Source organism: Acidovorax sp. M14, assembly GCF_049331375.1.
In the GTDB taxonomy this organism is placed as follows: Bacteria; Pseudomonadota; Gammaproteobacteria; order Burkholderiales; family Burkholderiaceae_C; genus Acidovorax.
Genome location: NZ_CP186263.1, coordinates 3,036,917 through 3,056,222, shown reverse-complemented (window position 1 = coordinate 3,056,222; position 19,306 = coordinate 3,036,917). Strand labels below are relative to the sequence as shown.

The following is a 19,306-nucleotide window of genomic DNA, read 5'->3' as shown; positions in this document are numbered from 1 at the left end:
TTGGCGGAAGCATTGCATGGCCAATCTCAACACTTATTACTACCGCGTACTGCTGCCTCACGGTGGGGTGCGCTCGGGTCTGTTGCGCCTGGCAGTCAAGCGCGACTTGTCTGCCCGCCTGAGGCTGGAGGCCGACACGGACGGCACGGTGATCAGTCTCTGGCGTTTTCCTGCATGGCTGGCAGTGGTGGCCGATGCGCTTTTGCACCTGTTCCGAAAGCAGGTGCGCGGCGAGGACCTTGCTGGCTTCCTTCGCGACCTGGGTCTCATGATGCGCGCGGGTGTTCCCGCCCTCGATGCGCTGACCACCCTGGTGGAAGAAAGCCACAGTGTGGGCAATCCGGCCATGGCGTCTGTCGCTCGCAATATGCTGGACGACCTGAACGCGGGTGTGGGCATGACCGAAGCTTTCAATCGGCACCCCAACGTGTTCCCCGAGACCGTGCGCAACCTGATCTCCATCGGGGATCAGACAGGTACTCTGGACCGCATGCTGGGCGAAGCCGCCGAGCACGTCGAGCGCATGATCAATATCCGGCGTGACATCAAGACTGCGCTGATCTATCCGGCGTTCGTGTTCGCCTCCATCATCGGCGTCGCCATCTTCTGGATTTACTACGTCGTGCCCAACATGGCGCGCCTTTTCAAGCAGCTGCAGGCGAAACTGCCGCCCATCACTGAAGGGCTGGTGGCGTTTGCTAACTTGCTGTCCACCCATCTGCCCTGGGTGCTGCTGGTCACTGTCATCGTCGTGTCTATCGGCGTCATTGCGTTCAGGCGGTCCGAGCGGTTCCAGCTTGCCACCTATACCCTGATGCACCGGTTGCCGATTGCTCGTACGTTGCTGGTGTCCTCTGGCATGGCGCACATCACTGAGCACCTCTCGATCTTGGTGCGTGCGGGGGTGGACATGGTGTCCAGCCTGCGCGTTCTGGGGCGTGCTACCAAGAACCGCTATTACCGTACCCGACTCATCCACGTGGCGGAATCGGTTTCGCGTGGGGAGTCCGTGTCTTCATCCATGCGGCGCGTGGGCGGTTTTCCTGCGATGGCAGTTCGCATGATTTCTGTAGGGGAAGAGTCCGGTAGCCTGGATCAGCAACTCTCACACCTTGCGGCGGACTATCGCAAGCGCCTGGAGGTGTTGGTGAAGTCGCTCGCCGAAATCCTCAAGCCTCTGATCATTCTGGTTGCCGGCGGCTTGTTTCTTTTCCTGATCGTTGCGCTGTTGTTGCCGGTGTACGACCTGGTGCGGCAGTCGGTCACGCAGAGCATGGGGGGCGGATAGTTATGTGTCTCCTGGGTTGCCTGCGAGTTTTCTTTTTTTTAATGACCCGCCCGCGGTTGCGCAGGGTTGGGTGCTAAAGCATGCGTAAGCCTTTATTGATTGGTGGTGGCCTGGGGCTGCTGGTGCTGGCCCTGGTAGCGGGTAGCTTCTGGCTGGCCGGGAATAGCGCCGAAACCACTCCGTCAACACCAGCAAGGTCGAACGTTAGTCAACGGGTTTCTTCGTTGTCCTCGTCTTCATCTCCGACCGGTCAGAGCCCTTCTTTGGCTGGAGGCAACAGCGCGGCTTTCCGTTCGCCACAAGAAGTGCAGGAGCGGCGGCGACGTCTGGCGGAGGTTCGTGCCGAATTCAATGCCTTGCGCGCCCAAGGGGTCAATGCGTCGCCGGAACGCATGCTTTCTTTGGTCAATGAACTTGAGGCGCTGGCACCGCCAGGGTTTGATCCACGCTATTACCAAGCCCTGCGCAAGATGCTCGAGTCCAGTGCGCGCATTCAGGTATTGAACAAGGAACTGCAAGCCATCAGCAAGGGCACATCTCCCAAAGATTTAGAGCGTCAGAAAGTGCTGATGGACGAAATGCGTGCGCTGGGTGAGCGTGTCGGCGCGGAAGCTCGGAATTTGCAAACCTACGCACCCAAGCCAGGGTCAGGGGCTAAAACGCCATGACTATTTGCTGCTTCCCGTCGCTCCACCTACATTTGTGGCGGCCTGCGCAGCGGGGGTTTTCTTTGTTGGAGGTGTCGGTGGTGCTCGTCGTCGCCGGCTTGATGTCATGGGCTGCCTTCAGTGGTTATGAGACGGTATCGGCGCAGCAGGAAATCGAACGGGGCCGGGCGGAGGCTCACCAGCTTCAGTCCGTTATCCGTGCATTTGCATTGCGGCACGGCCGGCTCCCTTGCCCTGACGCAGTAGGTACGGGCTACGAGTCGCTGAGTTCTGGCAGCTGCACATCGGGTACCCAGGTCGGGTGGTTTCCTTACACCTCCGCGGGGTTACCTACTCCTTCTGACCGGTTGCGTGCGCGCTATTCCGTGTTTCGCGGTGCGAACGTCGATCCGACGCAGGATGCCGATCTGGCGGTGGCGCTTGAGCGCTCTGGAGATACAGAAGGTGCGGATACGTTCAAGGACGTTACGGATCTCGTCGTGGCGCTCAACAACGCGTCCCGACTGCCTTTTGCCTCGTCAAGAACCCATATCACAGGTGATGGCGGTGCAAGCGGAAACATCGACTGCGCTACCAATGCCTTCATGGCGGTCGCGTACTGGGTTGTCGTCCCGCTACAGGACCGGGATAACGATGGCAGCCGTCTGGACCCACCTCATACGCTGAACAATGTGTGTGCCGCAAGCCCTTCTGCGCCACTGACTCGCTTCTCCGACGACGTGGTGATGGCGGAGTCGCCCATTCAGTTGGCGGGCTGGTTGCGTTCTAGCTTGCCATAGCGTTTCAATAAAAACACTTACAAGATCCATGCGTTCCTTCTTTTCCAAAGCCCCTGTATGCCGCCAGACAAGCTCTGACGCGCGTGGCTTCGGGCTCTTGCAGGTGCTGCTGCTGATCTCGGTAATGTCTGGCTTGGCCACGATCGGCTACCTGCAATGGCGTGAGCGCGCACTTATAGAGTCTTCGCGCCAGGAGAGGCAGGTGCTTGCTCAAGCGGATCAGGCGCTTGTTGCCTTTGCCACTGTGAACCATCGGTTGCCGTGCCCCGACACCAACCGCGACGGAGAGGAAGATTGCGGAACACTGACAGATCAAAAAGGCTGGCTGCCGTCCGTTACGCTGCGTCTCGCTGGCGTTGACCCCGGCGTGGATGTGGGCCAGCTGCGCTACATGGTGCAGCGAGGTGCAGGAGATAACAACCTAACTACGCTGACAGACTCGTGGAGACCACTGGCGTACGACGATGCAGGCACGACGTTCTTCAGCATGCGCGGAACTGGCTACCCCAGTGACATCCTCACGTTGACGGATCTTTGCCAACGCATTGATACGGCTCGTACCACCACGATATCTGCCGATATGGCCCGCGTGAATGCGTCCCCGGTGCGGTCCGTTGCCTATGCGTTGGCACATCCCGGTATCAATGATGCGGACGGCGATGGGGATCTTTTCGACGGAGCAAACGCAAACGGGGCAGCTAACGCCAATTTGATGGAAGACCCTGCGCGAAGGCCCTTGCTCGCAACCTACAACGACATTGTGCTGGAGCGTTCGTTCACCAGCCTGTTGGCTGCTTTTCAGTGCCAGCCTTTAATTGACTCCATCAACGCTGTTGCTCTCGGTGAGGACATCGTGAGTCAAGTGGCAGACATGAAAGCAGACAATATTGAAGCCGCACGGCGCGCCGTTGCGTTCTCAACGCTGGCCGCCGTCATGACCAGCCTGGAGATTGCGCTGGCTGTGGCAGAGGGTATATCGGATGCTGGCAATGCAGCTGCCGAGTGGGTGACCTGCGCAGCATCGCTGGGGCTGGCTGTCAATGCGTGTGCTGCCGCGCCGCAGCACACGGTAGCCATTGGGCTTGCGGGCGGGGTGGTGTACGCCAATATTGTGGCCGTAGCCTTGAATGCCACGGCTGCAGGTATTGCAGGAACAGCCCTCACCCTGGCAGACAGCTCTGCCACTGCCGCAGAAATTTGTCCTCCGCGTGATCAAACTCTGATCAACCAGATGCTGGCAAACGCCAAGACCGAACGAGACAACGCAGTGAATGCGCTTGCCGCTGTGGATGCTGAAATCGTCAATAAGACAAACGAGCGCAATACAGCAATCACTGTGCGCGACAACACAGTGGCGTCCTTGCGAGCGTTGCTGCGAGGTAGCGGCGCATCGTCGCAGATCGATGACCGTGTGGATCCGCTGCTTAATGCCGCACAGAGTTGGGGAAATTACTCCTACGCCTACGAGGCTGCCGTGGCCAACGTCAGCCGCGCCACTGAAGCGCGCGACACCTGGGCTGACAAAGTCGCTAGCTACGATGCGATGCTTGCTGACAGCGCGGGCTCGTTGGCGCGGCTCAACGCGGACATCGCTACGCTCGACGCTCAGATTGCCGCGACCAGCCCGAGCGACACCGACCGGTTGAATCTGTTGCGCGGGCAGCGCTCCGGTAAAGAAGCCGAAATTCGTATGTTGGAGAGCATTCCGCAGATACAGACCCTAACCAATCAAATTGCAGCGCTGGATGCGCAGATTGCCACCAATCCACCGAACAAGGCAGAGTTGGAGAAGGAGCGCGCGCGCAAGGCCCGTGAGTTGGACGCCAATCTGTTCCGTGCAGCTCGTGCGGATGCAGTCAATTCCCTGGCATCTGCCCAGGCGACGCTGAACACCGCAATCGCTGATCGTGATGCTGCGTCATCCAGCTTTGGTCAGGCGCGAACCCAATACCAAACCGCATATGCCAATCTGACCGGTGCTGGCCGTTACGCTGTGTATGACGGTAGCGGGAATGTGATTGCCTACCGGTGTACGAGCGGGTGTGCGCAAGGCGAAGTGAACATCACCAACGACCTCAACACCCTGTTGTGGAATCTATTCGGTTTTCCTGGCACTACAGCCCCTAACACAGATGCCACGTATCTGAAACCCTTGAAGCTACAGAAAGAACTGGACGCCTTGGTGAAGAAAAGGGAGGCCGCCGCAGAGCGCGCGACCAAAGCCCAAGCGCAAGTGACTCAGATGCAGGAAATGGTCGACAAACCAGCTGCCTGCAACACCACTGGGTCGGCTGTAGTACCTATGACGCCCGCCCAAGCTCAAACCATTCTGGAGAATGTGGATCGCAAGGGAGGCACGCGATGATGCTCAAACACCTCTCTGTTCGACGTCAATCCGGGTACTCTTTGGTGGAGCTAGGTGTAGCAATGGCCATCGTTGGCATCATCGGCGTCATTGTCTGGCGTTGGGTAGCCTCTACTCGGGAGCCGCTTGAGCGGCCGGCCATCGTGGGGCAGTTGGCGGAGGCGCAGGCTGCGCTGGAAGGGTTTGTGCTTGCGCAAAGCCGCTTGCCTTGCGCTGCATCCAACACGGGCGGCAATGAGAACTGCGCTGATGCCGCGGCTGTTTTTCTGCCATGGCGCACTTTAGGGTTGAGCAGCCGTTTCGGCCAACTGCACTACGGTGTGAACCGGGGGGGGACCGGGTTGAATCTTGCCCCCGAGGCGGGAGCACTCGCGCGATCGGTGTCACCTGACCTGAATCTCACACTGACTGGCATTCCATCCATCGATCCCGATTTGCCTTCCGATGCAGCGGTTGATGCCGCTCTGACTAAGGTGGAGGCCGCCATGACGGCCGCGACTGCTCAGCGCGCAGCGGATGCGAATGGCCTGGACTGGTGCCGGGTGCTGCGGCGGTTTGCTGCTAACCCCTCGGCGGCTGGTGTTTTGCAGGCGGGGAATGCGACCGACAGTATGCCTGTCGCGTTTGTAGTGGTGCACCCCGGGTTGAACAACATCTTCGAAGGAAGCAACGTCAGTGGCGGTGTGGGGGGGCGATTCTTTGATTTTCCTGGCCGGGCTCAATCCGCAAACTACGACGACATCGCGATCGGTGTTGGTCCAGCCGATTTGGCTGGGCGCATTGGCTGCGCTACTCGTTTGAGCGCCATGCAGGCCGCTGCTCAGGCGGCTTACACCGCTTATGACAATGCGCTTTTGACGCAGGAGTACTGGTCGCTGCGTGTGTTCGACATTGCGCAGGCCGAGTCTGCATTGTCAGGAGCCCAATCAGGTGTTGCCTTGGCGGCAGTCAACGCCGCCCTGGCGGGCGGTAGCTTGGCGTTGGCGATTGCATCAGCTTCCAATACGGAAGGGATCACCATATTCGGTATTGCACTGGCTGGTGTGAATCTTGGACTCGCAATAGCTGAGGTGACCTTGGCAGCAATTGACCTAAAAGAAGCTGAGGACGCGTTGCAAGCTTCCATCGACAAGGAGGCCGCTGTGCGCGCCTATGTGGTGCATTTGTATGAAACACTGGCACAGGCAATGAACTACGCTGTGCTGTTGGACCGCAAGGGACTCAATCCATGAAGCGCCCTACCATCAAGCGCCGTATGACGGGATTCACCCTGGTGGAACTGTCGGTGGTTTTACTTGCATTAGGGCTGATCCTGCCTGGTGCCGTGATCTTCTGGCAGTTATCAGAGCGCCAACGCGTAACCACACAGCAAATGGACGTGCAAAAGCAGGCACGTGATTCATTGCTGGGTTTTCTGCATTCCAACTATCGCTTGCCATGCCCAGCCGCCAATTCGCTCGGTTTGGAGGACTGCGCGAGCAACCGTCAGGTGGGATTTTTGCCGTGGCGTACCCTCAATCTTCCTCGGCCGGAAGCGGGAGCGCTGAGGTACGGCGTTTCTCGCGCGCCTGACTCTGCCTCTGCATCTTTGGATGAGGATTTGGCGGTGCGGCTGGATCGGATGAATCCGCTGAGAGTGCGCACACCGGATCCCAAACCACAGAATGCCGATGCCCCCAATCCGAACGCACCTCCGATCCCCGCCACCGCTGCTGGAATTCTGGGTGCGACCTATTCCGGCGACGATGCTATTCCGCTCAATTCGGCATGTAACGCGGCGAATGCGCCTCCTTGCCCGCTTGGAGTTGAAAACGCTGTCAATCTGATAGATATCTGTTTGGCGTTGAACCGAGGGGGGGATGGCCTCGTGCCTGCTGCGGGTCGATTGGCCACGCAGGTGGGAGCGAGCCGACGGGCTGCTGCGTTTGCAATCGCTGCTCCAGGAATGCTCGACGCAGATGGCAATGGTGCGGCTTTTGATGGGGCCAACGCGACTGCTGATAACGCTAATCCAACCTTTGAGGCGCCGGGCCGGGCTGTCACCGACATCTATGACGACATAGTGGTGGCAGCGAGCCATAACGAGCTGTTTTCCGAATTGAGCTGCGGCGCTTCGCTGTCTGCAGTATCCCATGCCCATTTCAACGTCGCCACAGGCTCGTTGGTAATGGAGCGAGCGATGTACGACTACCGAGATCAGCTCTACATCGCGGTGGTGTTGGCGCGGGCCGATGTGGCAGCCGCAGCTGCCGGCGTAGCGTCAGCGGTAGCAGGATCTCTGGACGCTGCAAAGGAGATGGTGTCCGCCGTGGCAGACACAACAATGTCCGTGGGTGCGCGTGCCTTTCAGATTGCTTTGGCTGCTGTGGGCATCGGGCTGGCGGTTGCCAGCGACGTGGCAGCGGCCTATGCAGTGATTGATGCCGCCTTGTCGTTGGCGGAGGCGGAACAGGTTCATAGTGACTTCGCGGCCCGCACTACGGCTATGACTAACCTGTCGCGCACCCTTAACGAGAACGCGCTGCGCGCCGATGCAATCGGCCATTGAACCCAATGCTTTTCGAGTTACGCACTATGACCCCCATTTCTGCATTCGCCGCCAGCGTCAGGGTATTTCGCCGCCAGCGCGGCTTCTCACTGATCGAATTGAGCGTAGTCCTTATCGTGATCGGGCTTGTGATTGGTGCCGTAGCTGTGGGTCGGGACCTCCAGCGGTCTGCCGCCAACCAGCGCTTGTCCACGGACTTCATTCAAGGGTGGCAACTGGCTTATGAGGCGTACTTCAATGGCGTGGGGCGCCCGCCTGGGGACAACCCATCCAACCCAACGGGCCGTGTCAACGGCAATGTCACTCCTGCGGGTACGGAGCTGTGTGGCACAACAATGATCAATCAATTTTTGGCAGCGGGAATTCGCGTGCCGACTGGGCGTACTGAGGGGCAGCAAGACAGGTACGTGTACCTCGACAGCAACGGTAACCCCCAGGAGGCGCGTGTCTGTTTTCAGAGCGTTGACTGGTCTGAACCCGCCGACACCGTGAACAATTACGTGCTCCGTCCACGCAATGTGATGGTGATTCGCGGTGTGACCTTTTCCTTGGCGGGCTCGCTGGACCAGCAGATTGATGGCCGCACCGATGCGCGTTTTGGAAGCTTGCGCGAAGGACCTCTGGCGAACGGCACAATCCCTGCTGCCAACACAACCAACAGTACTGGCATGAATTGGTCCATTGACGACCGTGTTGCGTTCGGTTCCACCGCGCCAACCTCGCTTGACGAGTCTCAGGTGGCCGTGACGACGGCCTACTTCAAAATGATGCGTTGAACTGAGCTCATGCCCTAACTGGTGCGATCAGAAAGCGCCGCCTCAAAATCCTGCCAGCTGAAACCGCTGGTCAAAATTCATCTTGCCCAACACCCGCAGCGCCGCGTTGCGGGTGGCGTTGTCCACCTTGCTGATGTCTAGGCTGTAGCGCTTGGCGGTGGACACCACATCCACACACTTGTGGCCCCATTGCACCGCCACCAGCAGGGCGGGGCGCTGGCCTGCCTCGGCGCCGACGGATACGCCGCGCTGCTCGGGCCGCAGCATGAATTCGAGGTGGGGGGTACGCACCAGGGTGAGGCGGTCGGCACCTTGCGGACCCAGGGCGAACGAGACCACCCAGTCGTCTTCGTCTTCCACCATCACAAACGGTACATGCTGGGGTGCGGCCATGGTGCTGGGCGTTGGGGTTAGGGGGCGGGGCGGGTGGGCCGCCGTGGTGCATTGCCCGGGGTGCGAGCGGGCGCCAGTATGCCGCCGCAAGCGCCATGCCTGCTGCGGGAGAACCCGAGGTTGGGCCTTTCCAACGCAGGGCCGGGTGTCAGCCTGGTGCAAGGCTGGCGCGGTGCCTTGTGGGGTGGGCAATGCGGTGGGGTCCAGGGGCTGCGCGATGGGTGCGGATGCCAGGGTTTGGCTAAAAATGGGACCAGGCGCCAGATTTGTATGCCTTTGTAGCTATTGTTTTGATAGTAATTTGGGTGTTTCCGCGCTCTCTGGTACGGCGGTCGCCAAGCCCGTGGCCAGTTGGCCCACGGTGGCCAGTGCGGCCTCCAGCCGGTGGTGGGCGGGGTGGCCGTAGTTGATGCGCACGCAATGCGCAAATCGCTGGTCGGCCGAGAAGATCTGCCCCGGCGCCAGGCTGATGCCCTGTTGCAGTGCCAGGCGGTGCAGCTCCAGCGCGTTGACCTGGGGAGGCAGTTCCACCCATAAAAAGTACCCGCCCTCGGGCCGCGACACGCGCGTGCCGGGCGGGAAGTGCTGGGCCACCGCAGCCAGAGCAATCGCCTGTTGTTGTTCCAGGCTGCGGCGCAGTGCGCGCAGGTGACGGTCGTACCCACCCTGGGCTAGGTATTCGGAAAGCCCCTGCTGCGACGGCGTGGCGGCCGAGAGCGTGGTCATCAGCTTGAGCCGCTGCACCGCTGTGGCTTGGCGGCCGGCTGCCACCCAGCCTACGCGATAGCCGGGCGCCAGGCTTTTGCTGAACGAACTGCAGTGCATCACCAGCCCCGCGCCATCAAACGCCTTGGCTGGGGGCGGGCGCTGGGGGCTAAAGTGCAGCTCACCGTACACGTCGTCTTCGATCAGCGGCACGCCGTGGCGCGCCAGCAGGGCGATGAGCTCGCGCTTTTTTTCCTCTGGCATCAGGCTGCCCAGCGGGTTCTGAAAGCTGGGCATCAGCCAACAGGCCTTGATGGGCTGGTGGGGTGTTTGCCGCTCCAGTGCTTGCGCCAACGCCGCCAGGTCGATGCCATCGCGCGGGTGGGTGGCGATCTCCAGCGCCTGCAGGTTCAGCCGCTCCAGCGCCTGCAGCGCGGCGTAGAAGGTGGGCGATTCGACCACCACCACGTCGCCCGGCTGTGTGACGGCTTCCAGGCAGAGGTTGAGCGCCTCCATGGCGCCGTTGGTGATGATGATTTCTTCCACATCCACCGCCGTGCCGTGCACGCCGTAGCGCAGCGCGATCTGCTGACGCAGGCGTTCGTCGCCGGGCGGCAGGCTTTGCACGATGTTCCACGGATCGAGCTTGCGCATGCCGCTGGCAAGGCACCGCGCCAGGCGCTCCAGCGGAAACAGCTCCAGCCCCGGAAAGGCCGAGCCCAGCGGCACCAGGTCGCGGTCGCGCGCCAGGCCCAGCACCTCGAACACCAGGTCGCTGATGGCCACCTCGGTGGAGGTGACTGCGGGCTGGGAGGGCTGGGGCTCGGCCGGGCGGGCCTCGGCGGCGCTAGGCAGCCGGGCGCTGACGTAGTAGCCCGAGCGCGGGCGCGCGTGGATCAGGCCCTGAGCCTCCAGCAGGTAGTACGCCTCGAACACAGTGGACGGGCTGATGCCCCGCGTGCGGCTGGCCTCGCGCACGGAGGGCACGCGGTCACCGGGGCGCAGCGCGCCGCTGTGGATGAGCTGGGCGATGGCGTCAGCGTGGCGTTCGTAGCGCTTCATGGGCGGGGCGGGGTTGATGCAGGGCAAACTGATCTGTATTTTTAACTCGAAACTGAATCTGTACTGTTTTTATGGTCGGGCGTAGAGTGGCGGACTGTGTGGGCGCACGCCCACCGACTGTTTCCCCAGAGATAAAAAGCCATGATCGATTGCCTGCGCAGCCTGCTGCGCCCCATTGTCTGCCTGCCTGCAGCCGCCGCCCTGCTGGCGCTGGCCTTGAGCGCTGGTGCTGTGGCCCAGACGGCGCCCCCTAATACCGCCGCTGCAGCGCCCGTGGCCACCGCATCCACGGCGGCCACGGTGCCCGCGTCGTCCATGGCGTCGCGCGTGCTGGCCTGCACCGCCTGCCATGGCAAGGAGGGCCGCGCCACGCCCGACGGCTACTTTCCGCGCATTGCGGGCAAGCCGGCTGGGTACTTGGCCAACCAGTTGCTCAACTTCCGCGACGGGCGGCGCAGTTACCCGCAGATGGGGTACCTGATCGAACACCTGACAGACGACTACCTGCGGGAGATGGCCGAGTACTTTGCCGCGCAGGACTTGCCGTACCCGCCACCGCTTGCGCCGCAAGTGCCACCCGCCGTGCTGGAGCGCGGGCGCGTGCTGGTGCAGCGGGGTGACGTTGCGCGCAACATCCCGGCCTGCGTGGCCTGCCACGGTGCGGCCATGACGGGTGTGGTGCCGTCCATCCCCGGCCTGCTGGGCCTGCCGCGTGACTACCTCAACAGCCAGCTGGGTGCCTGGAAGACCGGCCAGCGCCGCGCGCACGTGCCCGACTGCATGGCCGATATTGCCCGCCAGCTCACGCCCGATGACGTGAGCGCGGTCTCGGCCTGGCTGGCCGCCCAGCCCGTGGCGGCGGGTGGCAAGCCAGCCCGCACGTTGCCTGCCGCCATGCCTGCGCGCTGCGGCGGTGTGGCGGAGGTTCCCGTTGCTGCTGCAGCTGCACGCTGAGAAGGGATGCACCGATGAAACGCATCCTCTGGACCCTGTCTTCCGTGCTGGCGGCGCTGGGTATTGCCGCTGCCGTGCTGATCACCCTGAACCTGCGTGGCGAAGAGCCGCTGCCCGCCACCGAGACGCTGCAATCCACGCCTGCGCTGGTGCAGCGCGGCGAATACCTGGCCCGCGTTGGCAACTGCATGGCCTGCCACACGACCACAGGCGGCGCGCCGTTTGCAGGCGGGCGCGGTATCGAGACGCCGTTTGGCGTGGTGCACAGCTCCAACCTCACGCCCGACAGGGCGCAAGGCATTGGCAGCTGGACCTCGGCCGAGTTCTGGCGCGCCATGCACCATGGCCGCAGCAAGGACGGGCGGCTGCTGTACCCAGCCTTCCCGTACCCCAACTACACGCAGGTGACGCGCGAGGATTCGGACGCCATCTTTGCCTATCTGCAAAGCCTGCCCGCTGCGCCAGACGCCAACCGCGCCCATGCGCTGCGTTTTCCGTACAACACGCAGGCGGCATTGGCGGTATGGCGTGCGCTGTTTTTTGCACCCGGAGCGCCCGCCGCCGAACCCACGCAGACGGCCGAATACAACCGGGGCGCCTATCTGGTCAACGGGCTGGGCCACTGCACCGCCTGCCACACGCCGCGCAATGCACTGGGCGCCACGTCGGACGCCAAGGCGTTCACGGGCGGTCTGATTCCGGTGCAGAACTGGTATGCCCCCGCGCTCAATGCGGCGCACGAGGCGGGCGTGAAGGAATGGCGCACCGATGACGTGGTGGCGCTGCTCAAGACCGGTGTGGCCCCGCAGGGCTCGGTACTGGGCCCGATGGCCGAGGTGGTGTTCCGCAGCACGCAGTACCTCAGCGACGCCGATGCGCGCGCCATGGCTGTGTACCTGCAGGCCCTGCCGCAGCAGGATCACAAGGCGCCCGCCACCGTAGCCCCGCCCCCTGCCAGCGCAATGGCCCGGGGCGGCAAGGTGTACGAGCAGCAGTGCGCACAGTGCCACGGCGACCGGGGGCAGGGCGAGCCCGGCGCGTTTCCGGCGCTGGCGGGCAACCGCGCCGTCACCTTGGCCGACCCGACCAACCTGGTGCGCGTCGTGCTGCAGGGCGGCTACCTGCCCGCCACGGCAGGCAACCCGCGTCCGCATGGCATGCCGCCGTTTCAGCAGACGCTGTCGGACGAAGAAGTGGCGGCGGTGACCACCTTTGTGCGCAACAGCTGGGGCAACCAGGCGCCGGGTGTGGGTACCATCGAGGTCTATCGCGCGCGCGAGCGGCGCGGCATGTAGCGCCAGGCCCCAGGGCCAGCGCCCGCCGCCTCGCAGCGCGGCCCTCCAGGAGCCTTTTTGATGTCCAGTCCCGCCGCACTGCCCGAACCCACCCCCACGAGCCCGGGGGGCGCCACGCCCAGCGGCTGGTGGGCCGTGTGCCTGTGCGCAGCGTGGTGCGGCACCTGCGGCATCTACCGTCCCTTGTTCGACGAATTGGCCCGTGCGCACCCGGACGTGCGGTTTGAATGGGTGGACATTGAAGACGAGTCCGATCTGGTCGGGGACCTGGATGTGGAAACCTTTCCCACCCTGCTGATTGCCGACGGCGAGCGGGCCCTGTTCCTGGGGCCGCTGTTGCCGCAGGCGCCGGTGCTGACACGGTTGTTGACCAGCCTGCAGGGGGCGGCGCCCGGTGGTGCTGGCGTGGGGGGCGACGCCCAAGGCGTTTTTGACAGGGTGCGTGCTGCGCGCGGCGGCTAGTGGGCAGTCTTGCGGCCTGGTAGCGGTCGTTGCCGTAACTCCGCTCATTGTCTGAATGCTCTTTATTTGATAGCTGATAGCGCATGATTCACTAGCGCTACAGCCACTTTTTGCTCGAAATCCGTGTCCACACCCCGCCCACCCTGGTTCCCGCTCAATTCACTGCAGGCCCAGTGCGACAAGGGCGCGTGGGAGCGGGGCATGGAGCTGTACCGCCAGGCCGACGTGGTGCGTGTGGGTATCCGGCAGCCAGCCGAAGGCCGGTGGGCCCTGGCGGGTGAAGTTCAGGGCAGCTCGCCTCAGCCGTACGAGGTGTCAGTACAACTGGTGCTTGCGCCCAACGGCCAGGTCAAGCAATGGTCGGGCGACTGCAGTTGCCCTGTGGGGGCAGATTGCAAACACGCCGTGGCCCTGACCCTGGAGGCCGCGCACCGCGACCCGGCGCAGGGCCCGTCGTCCACGCGCGCTGCAGATGCGCTCAAGGCCATGCAGGAGCGCAAAGAGGCCCTGGCGCGCGCCGAGGCCGAGGCCCGCCTTCTTCACTGGCTGCAGGAGTGGGACCGTGCCCTGGGCGTTGCTGTGCCGCAAGAGCCGGTTGCACGGCCGGGGCGGCCCGAGTGTTATCTCTACCTGGTCTCCACCGTAGGGCGGGCGCGCACCAGCGTGCCGCAGCTGCAGCTGGAGGCCGTGGTGTCCTACCCCAAGCTCACGGGGGGCTGGTCCAAGCCGCAGCAGATCCGCACCCAGCCGGCCCCCGGCCAGGCGGTGTACGACCGCGCCAGCGATGCCGACCGCCGGGTGCTGCAGCTGCTGCGCGCCATGCCCCGCAGCGTGGGCTATTACTCGGCCTACAGCGTCGCGCCTATCGGCGTGCTGGAGGGCGCGGTGGGCCTGCTGGCGCTGGAGCAGGCAGCGGCCACGGGCCGCCTGTTTGTGGATGCGGGTGGGTCCACCGTGGGTGCGCCTTTGCGATGGGGCGACCCGTTGCCGATCACGTGGGCATGGCAGGCGTCTACTCCTCTACAAGGCGGCGAGGCCATCTGGGGCCTGCAGGCCAGTCTGCCGGGCGACACTGCGGTTCTGTGCGATAACCACCCGCCGCTGTATTTGGACGCCGTCCAGGGCGTTTGCGGCCCGGTGCACGCCGAGGGCCTGAGCTCCGCCCAGGTGGCCATGCTGCTCAAGGCGCCCGCGCTCGCTGCTGCCGCCCTGCGAAAGCACCATGCCGACGTGGTGCGCCGCATTGGCGGCGTGTTGCCGTTGCCTCCGGCGCTGGGACCGCTCACACAGGTGCGGGGGGTGAAGCCCGTGGCGCGCTTGCATTTGGCCCCGTCGCCTGCCGACAGGGTGGCCGAAATGGGGCTCATCGCCGCGCAGTTGCGGTTTGACTACCAGGGCCATGTGGGCTGGTGGGCTGGGCAGGATCTGGCAGTGCTGGTGCCAGGTGCCGACGGCGCCCAGGTGCTGCTGCAGCGCGATGCGGTGGCTGAACGCCATGCCGTCGAGCGCCTGGAGGGGCTGGGCCTCCTGGCCACGGACGACGGCCTGTTTGGCATCCCCGGCGAGCGCCCGCAGGACGACTGGATGCGCTGGGCGGACGACGGCTTTGCGGCGCTGCGCGACGCGGGGTTGGATGTCACGCTGGACGCGGCGCTGCATGGCTGGGTGCAACACGCCGACCGACTGGATGTGGTGCTGCAGCCTGCGGGTGACGATGCGGCCACATCGCCCTGGTTTGCGCTGTCGCTGGGCATGGAGATCAATGGTGTGCGCCACAACATCCTGCGCTGGCTGCCCGATTTGATTGCTGCCGCCGCAGCCCGGCCGCTGGACCCTGCCACGGGCCTGCCCCAGCTGCCTGCGCATGTCTACATGGCCTCGTTGACCGGCCCTGGTTTTGTGCGCCTGCCCACCGACGCGCTGCGGCCCTGGATGGCCGCGCTGCTCGATCTGGCCGGCGACCGCGCGCGTGATTTCAACGCCGACAGCCTGAAGCTTTCGCGCCTGGACGCCCTGCGCACCAGTGCTGCGCTGGGTGAGGGCGCGGTATGGCAAGGCGCCGCTGCCTTGCGCGGCATGGTGGCCCAGCTGCGCGGCGCCAGCGCCTTGCCCGAGGTGCCGCTGCCCGCCAGCGTGCGTGCCACGCTGCGCCCGTACCAGCAGCAAGGCCTGAACTGGCTGCAGTTTTTGCGGGCCCACGGCCTGGCCGGTGTGTTGGCCGACGACATGGGCCTGGGCAAAACGCTGCAGACCTTGGCGCACATCCAGGTCGAAAAAGACGCGGGGCGGCTGACTGCCCCCGCACTGGTCATCGCACCCGTGAGCCTGATGGGCAACTGGCAGCGCGAGGCCGCCCGCTTTTGCCCGGGCCTGCGGTGCCTGGTGCTGCATGGCGCGGGTCGGCACGAAGTGGCCGATGAAGTCACCGCGCACGACCTGGTCATCGCCCCGTATTCGCTGCTGCAACGCGACCGCGAACGCTGGCTGGCACACCATTGGCACCTGGTGGTGCTGGACGAGGCCCAGAACATCAAGAACGCCAGCAGCCAGGCCGCGCAGGTGGTGAGCGAGCTGCAGGCGCGCCACCGGCTGTGCCTGTCGGGCACGCCCATGGAAAACCACCTGGGCGAGATCTGGAGCCTGTTCCACTTCTTGATGCCGGGGTTTCTGGGCAGTCAAACGCGCTTCAAGGAAGTGTTTCGCACGCCCATTGAAAAGCAGGGCGATAGCGCGCGCATGGCGCAACTGCGGGCGCGCATCACCCCCTTCATGCTGCGGCGCACCAAGGCCCTGGTGGCCGAGGAGCTGCCGCCCAAGGTGGAATCGGTCATGCCCGTGGAGTTGACGGGCGCGCAGGCCGACTTGTACGAAACCATCCGCCTGGGCATGGAAAAGACCGTGCGCGAGGCGCTGCAGTCCAAGGGGCTGGCGCAATCGCAGATCACGATCCTGGACGCGCTGCTCAAGCTGCGGCAGGTGTGCTGCCACCCGCAGCTCGTGCCGCTGGAGGCTGCTGCCAAGGTCAAGACGTCGGCCAAGCTGGACCACTTGATGGCACTGCTGCCCGAAATGCTGGCCGAGGGGCGGCGCGTTTTGGTGTTCTCGCAGTTCACCAGCATGCTCACGCTGATCGAGGCGGAATTGAAGGCGCGCAACCTGCCCTGGGTCAAGCTCACGGGGCAGAGTGTCAAGCGCGACACGATCATCGAGCAATTCACCAGCGGGCGGGTGCCCCTGTTCCTCATCAGCCTCAAGGCGGGCGGGGTGGGGCTGAACCTGCCGCAGGCCGACACCGTGATCCATTTCGACCCCTGGTGGAACCCGGCGGTAGAGGACCAGGCCACCGACCGCGCCCACCGCATCGGCCAGATGCAAAGCCTGTGGGTGATCAAGCTGGTGGCGCAGGGCACGATTGAAGAGAAAATCCTGGCGCTGCAGGAGCGCAAGGCCGAGCTGGCCGGCAGCCTGTACAGCGGCGCGGCCGCCCGCAAGGAGCCGCTCTTCACCGAAACCGATCTGACAGAGCTGTTGCAGCCGCTATCAGTGTCATAGCTGGTAGCGCTTGTGGGGCAAGCGCAAGACGCTGATTTGGTACGCTGCGGCCCCGCAGGCCGCATGAACACTGGCTGGGGCCGGTTGACAACAGTTTCCTGAACCAGTGCCTTTGCAAATCAACAGTTTGCGCGCTACAATATGACTCTCACGACCAAACGGGCGGGTACCAACCGCCCGTTTTTTTTGGTCGAACGCTTTTGGAGCTCGAAGCTGTCGGGGAAGAGTCTCCGGGGGTTATCGGGTTTTTTGTTTTTCCGGGATTGAACTGAGCACGTGGCACTACAGCAAGTCGTTGAACAAATTGTGACGGGACTGGGATATGACCTGGTGGAGATTGAGCGCTCTGCCGGCGGCCTGTTGCGCGTCACCATCGACTTGCCCTGGGAGCAGCCAGCCGCTGATGCCCCCCAGCCCGTGATCGAGCAGTTCGTGACGGTCGAGGATTGCGAGAAGGTCACCCGCCAGCTGCAGTTTGCGTTGGAGGTCGATGGCGTCGAGTACAAGCGCCTCGAAGTGTCGTCCCCCGGTATCGACCGCCCCCTGCGCCACGAGCAAGACTTCGTGCGCTTCGAAGGTTCGGTCATCGACATCACCCTGAAGGCGCCCATTGGCGCCGCAGCAGCGGGAGGGCAGGTCAATGCCACCCGCAAGAAATTTCGCGGCACGCTGGAGCGGGCCGAGGCTGGTGGCTGGCAGATCGTCTGGAGCGACGAGCCGCCGGTCAAGCCAGGTCAAAGAGTCAGCAAGAAACGCGTGCCCGCCCCTTTGCAGGCCATGGGCTTCACCTTGGACGAGTGCCGGGATGTGCGCCTGGCGCCCATCGTGGACTTCAAGGGGCGTGCAGGCAAGGCCGGGGCAGCACCTGCCTGATTTGCTGCAGAAAATTGTGGGGTGGGTGGTCGCAGCGCGCAGCCCCCGCCCTCGGGTGATTGAAATAGGAGAGTCGTCGCATGAATCGCGAATTGTTGATGTTGGTTGAGGCCATTTCGCGCGAGAAGAACGTGGAGCGTGATGTGGTCTTGGGCGCCGTGGAGTCGGCCCTGGCCCAGGCTACCAAGAAGCTGTACCAGGGCGAGGTGGACATTCGCGTGTCGATTGATCGCGACAGCGGCAATTACGAGACTTTCCGCCGCTGGCTGGTGGTGCCCGACGACGCCGGTCTGCAGAACCCCGAAGCCGAAGAGTTGCTGATGGATGCCAAAGAGCGCATCCCGGACATCGAGGTGGGCGAATACATCGAAGAGGGCGTGGAGTCCGTGCCCATCGGCCGCATCGGCGCCATGGCTGCCAAGCAGGTCATCCTGCAGAAGATCCGCGACGCTGAGCGCGAAATGCTGCTGAACGACTTCATGTCGCGCGGCGAAAAGATCTTCACCGGCACCGTCAAGCGTATGGACAAGGGCGACATCATTGTCGAATCCGGCCGTGTGGAAGGCCGCCTGCGCCGCAGCGAAATGATTCCCAAGGAAAACCTGCGCAGCGGCGACCGCGTGCGGGCCATGATCATGGAAGTGGACCTGACCCTGCGTGGCGCGCCCATCATCCTGTCGCGCTCGGCACCCGAGTTCATGATCGAACTCTTCCGCAATGAAGTGCCCGAGATCGAGCAAGGTCTGCTGGAGATCAAGTCCTGCGCCCGTGACCCCGGCTCGCGTGCCAAGATCGCCGTTCTGAGCCACGACAAGCGTGTGGACCCCATCGGCACCTGCGTCGGCGTGCGCGGCACCCGCGTGAACGCGGTGACCAATGAACTCGCTGGCGAGCGCGTGGACATCGTGCTGTGGTCGGAAGACCCGGCCCAGTTCGTGATTGGAGCATTGGCCCCGGCCAATGTGTCCTCCATCGTGGTCGATGAAGAAAAGCATGCCATGGACGTGGTCGTGGACGAGGAAAACCTTGCCATCGCCATCGGCCGTGGTGGTCAGAACGTGCGCCTGGCGTCCGACCTGACCGGCTGGAAGATCAACATCATGGACGCCGCCGAAAGCGCGCAAAAGCAGGCCAACGAGACCGATACGGCCCGCAAGCTGTTCATGGAAAAGCTGGATGTGGACGAGGAAATCGCCGACATCCTGATCTCCGAAGGCTTCAACAGCCTGGAAGAAGTGGCCTATGTGCCGCTGCAGGAAATGCTGGAGATCGAAAGCTTCGACGAAGACACCGTGAACGAGCTGCGCGCCCGCGCCAAGGATGCGCTGCTCACCATGGAAATCGCCCGTGAGGAAAGCGTGGAAGAGGTCTCCCAGGACCTGCGCGATCTCGAAGGCCTCACCCCCGAGCTGATTGCCAAGTTGGCTGAGGGTGGTGTGCACACACGTGACGACCTGGCCGACCTGGCCATTGATGAACTGACCGACCTGACCGGACAGTCTGCAGAAGAAGCCAAAGCCTTGATCATGAAGGCGCGCGAACACTGGTTCGCGGGGCAAGAGTAAAGGTCAGGGAGGCACGAACCA

The 19,306-nt window shown here is 63.5% G+C and carries 15 protein-coding genes; 13 read left to right on the top strand and 2 right to left on the bottom strand.

Annotated features, from left to right (window positions below):
- Positions 1–16: 16 nt before the first annotated feature.
- The 7 genes from ACOYR4_RS14235 (at position 17) to ACOYR4_RS14205 (ending at position 8,424) form a co-directional block, all read left to right on the top strand.
- The gene (locus ACOYR4_RS14235) at positions 17–1,288 is read left to right on the top strand and encodes a type II secretion system F family protein (protein ID WP_291442392.1); all 1,272 of its coding nucleotides are present in this window, start codon (positions 17–19) and stop codon (positions 1,286–1,288) included.
- An 80-nt stretch (positions 1,289–1,368) separates the two neighbouring features.
- The gene (locus tag ACOYR4_RS14230) at positions 1,369–1,956 is read left to right on the top strand and encodes a hypothetical protein (RefSeq protein WP_422847051.1); all 588 of its coding nucleotides are present in this window, start codon (positions 1,369–1,371) and stop codon (positions 1,954–1,956) included.
- Complete coding sequence (locus tag ACOYR4_RS14225; protein ID WP_422847050.1) at positions 1,953–2,735, top strand: prepilin-type N-terminal cleavage/methylation domain-containing protein; 783 nt, start codon at positions 1,953–1,955, stop codon at positions 2,733–2,735. The genes ACOYR4_RS14230 and ACOYR4_RS14225 overlap by 4 nt, the downstream gene beginning before the upstream one ends.
- Before the next feature lie 28 nt (positions 2,736–2,763).
- Entirely contained in the window at positions 2,764–5,100 is a 2,337-nt protein-coding gene (locus ACOYR4_RS14220; RefSeq protein ID WP_422847049.1) for a hypothetical protein, read from the top strand.
- Entirely contained in the window at positions 5,097–6,332 is a 1,236-nt protein-coding gene (locus ACOYR4_RS14215) for a type II secretion system protein (protein WP_422847048.1), read from the top strand. Before ACOYR4_RS14220 ends, ACOYR4_RS14215 begins: the two co-directional genes overlap by 4 nt.
- Positions 6,329–7,648, top strand: coding sequence for a type II secretion system protein (locus tag ACOYR4_RS14210; protein WP_422847047.1), 1,320 nt, complete (start codon positions 6,329–6,331; stop codon positions 7,646–7,648). The genes ACOYR4_RS14215 and ACOYR4_RS14210 overlap by 4 nt, the downstream gene beginning before the upstream one ends.
- Before the next feature lie 26 nt (positions 7,649–7,674).
- Positions 7,675–8,424 (top strand): type II secretion system protein, encoded by a 750-nt coding sequence (locus ACOYR4_RS14205; protein WP_422847046.1) that lies wholly within the window; start codon positions 7,675–7,677, stop codon positions 8,422–8,424.
- Between the two features lie 42 nt (positions 8,425–8,466).
- On the opposite strand, the gene ACOYR4_RS14200 is transcribed toward ACOYR4_RS14205, so the two are convergent.
- Together ACOYR4_RS14200 and ACOYR4_RS14195 are read right to left on the bottom strand one after the other, a co-directional pair.
- Positions 8,467–8,817, bottom strand: coding sequence for a hypothetical protein (locus ACOYR4_RS14200; RefSeq protein ID WP_422847045.1), 351 nt, complete (start codon positions 8,815–8,817; stop codon positions 8,467–8,469).
- Positions 8,818–9,099: 282 nt separating this feature from the next.
- A complete protein-coding gene (locus ACOYR4_RS14195; protein WP_422847044.1) occupies positions 9,100–10,584 on the bottom strand; it encodes a PLP-dependent aminotransferase family protein in 1,485 nt (494 codons plus the stop codon).
- A gap of 141 nt (positions 10,585–10,725) precedes the next feature.
- Between ACOYR4_RS14195 and ACOYR4_RS14190 the strand changes: the two genes are divergently transcribed.
- The 6 genes from ACOYR4_RS14190 to nusA all read left to right on the top strand — a co-directional run bounded on the left by ACOYR4_RS14190 (position 10,726) and on the right by nusA (position 19,285).
- A complete protein-coding gene (locus ACOYR4_RS14190) occupies positions 10,726–11,538 on the top strand; it encodes a c-type cytochrome (RefSeq protein ID WP_422847043.1) in 813 nt (270 codons plus the stop codon).
- A gap of 14 nt (positions 11,539–11,552) precedes the next feature.
- Positions 11,553–12,833, top strand: a complete 1,281-nt coding sequence (locus ACOYR4_RS14185; RefSeq protein WP_422847042.1) for a c-type cytochrome — start codon at positions 11,553–11,555, stop codon at positions 12,831–12,833.
- Between the two features lie 60 nt (positions 12,834–12,893).
- Positions 12,894–13,295 (top strand): thioredoxin family protein, encoded by a 402-nt coding sequence (locus ACOYR4_RS14180; RefSeq protein WP_015014655.1) that lies wholly within the window; start codon positions 12,894–12,896, stop codon positions 13,293–13,295.
- A 201-nt stretch (positions 13,296–13,496) separates the two neighbouring features.
- Positions 13,497–16,847, top strand: a complete 3,351-nt coding sequence (locus tag ACOYR4_RS14175) for an SNF2-related protein (protein WP_422849667.1) — start codon at positions 13,497–13,499, stop codon at positions 16,845–16,847.
- Between the two features lie 276 nt (positions 16,848–17,123).
- Positions 17,124–17,720 (top strand): ribosome maturation factor RimP, encoded by a 597-nt coding sequence (gene rimP / locus ACOYR4_RS14170; protein ID WP_422847041.1) that lies wholly within the window; start codon positions 17,124–17,126, stop codon positions 17,718–17,720.
- A gap of 80 nt (positions 17,721–17,800) precedes the next feature.
- Positions 17,801–19,285 carry a transcription termination factor NusA gene (gene nusA, locus ACOYR4_RS14165; protein ID WP_015014652.1) on the top strand — a complete coding sequence of 495 codons (1,485 nt, stop codon included), beginning with the start codon at positions 17,801–17,803 and terminating at the stop codon, positions 19,283–19,285.
- The last annotated feature ends 21 nt before the right edge of the window (positions 19,286–19,306 follow it).

Bases quoted from the DNA above. Each gene is read 5' to 3' on its own strand.
- ACOYR4_RS14235 (WP_291442392.1), top strand. From the start codon at position 17: ATGGCCAATCTCAACACTTATTACTACCGCGTACTGCTGCCTCACGGT.
- ACOYR4_RS14230 (WP_422847051.1), top strand. From the start codon at position 1,369: ATGCGTAAGCCTTTATTGATTGGTGGTGGCCTGGGGCTGCTGGTGCTG.
- ACOYR4_RS14225 (WP_422847050.1), top strand. From the start codon at position 1,953: ATGACTATTTGCTGCTTCCCGTCGCTCCACCTACATTTGTGGCGGCCT.
- ACOYR4_RS14220 (WP_422847049.1), top strand. From the start codon at position 2,764: ATGCGTTCCTTCTTTTCCAAAGCCCCTGTATGCCGCCAGACAAGCTCT.
- ACOYR4_RS14215 (WP_422847048.1), top strand. From the start codon at position 5,097: ATGATGCTCAAACACCTCTCTGTTCGACGTCAATCCGGGTACTCTTTG.
- ACOYR4_RS14210 (WP_422847047.1), top strand. From the start codon at position 6,329: ATGAAGCGCCCTACCATCAAGCGCCGTATGACGGGATTCACCCTGGTG.
- ACOYR4_RS14205 (WP_422847046.1), top strand. From the start codon at position 7,675: ATGACCCCCATTTCTGCATTCGCCGCCAGCGTCAGGGTATTTCGCCGC.
- ACOYR4_RS14200 (WP_422847045.1), bottom strand. From the start codon at position 8,817: ATGGCCGCACCCCAGCATGTACCGTTTGTGATGGTGGAAGACGAAGAC.
- ACOYR4_RS14195 (WP_422847044.1), bottom strand. From the start codon at position 10,584: ATGAAGCGCTACGAACGCCACGCTGACGCCATCGCCCAGCTCATCCAC.
- ACOYR4_RS14190 (WP_422847043.1), top strand. From the start codon at position 10,726: ATGATCGATTGCCTGCGCAGCCTGCTGCGCCCCATTGTCTGCCTGCCT.
- ACOYR4_RS14185 (WP_422847042.1), top strand. From the start codon at position 11,553: ATGAAACGCATCCTCTGGACCCTGTCTTCCGTGCTGGCGGCGCTGGGT.
- ACOYR4_RS14180 (WP_015014655.1), top strand. From the start codon at position 12,894: ATGTCCAGTCCCGCCGCACTGCCCGAACCCACCCCCACGAGCCCGGGG.
- ACOYR4_RS14175 (WP_422849667.1), top strand. From the start codon at position 13,497: ATGGAGCTGTACCGCCAGGCCGACGTGGTGCGTGTGGGTATCCGGCAG.
- nusA (WP_015014652.1), top strand. From the start codon at position 17,801: ATGAATCGCGAATTGTTGATGTTGGTTGAGGCCATTTCGCGCGAGAAG.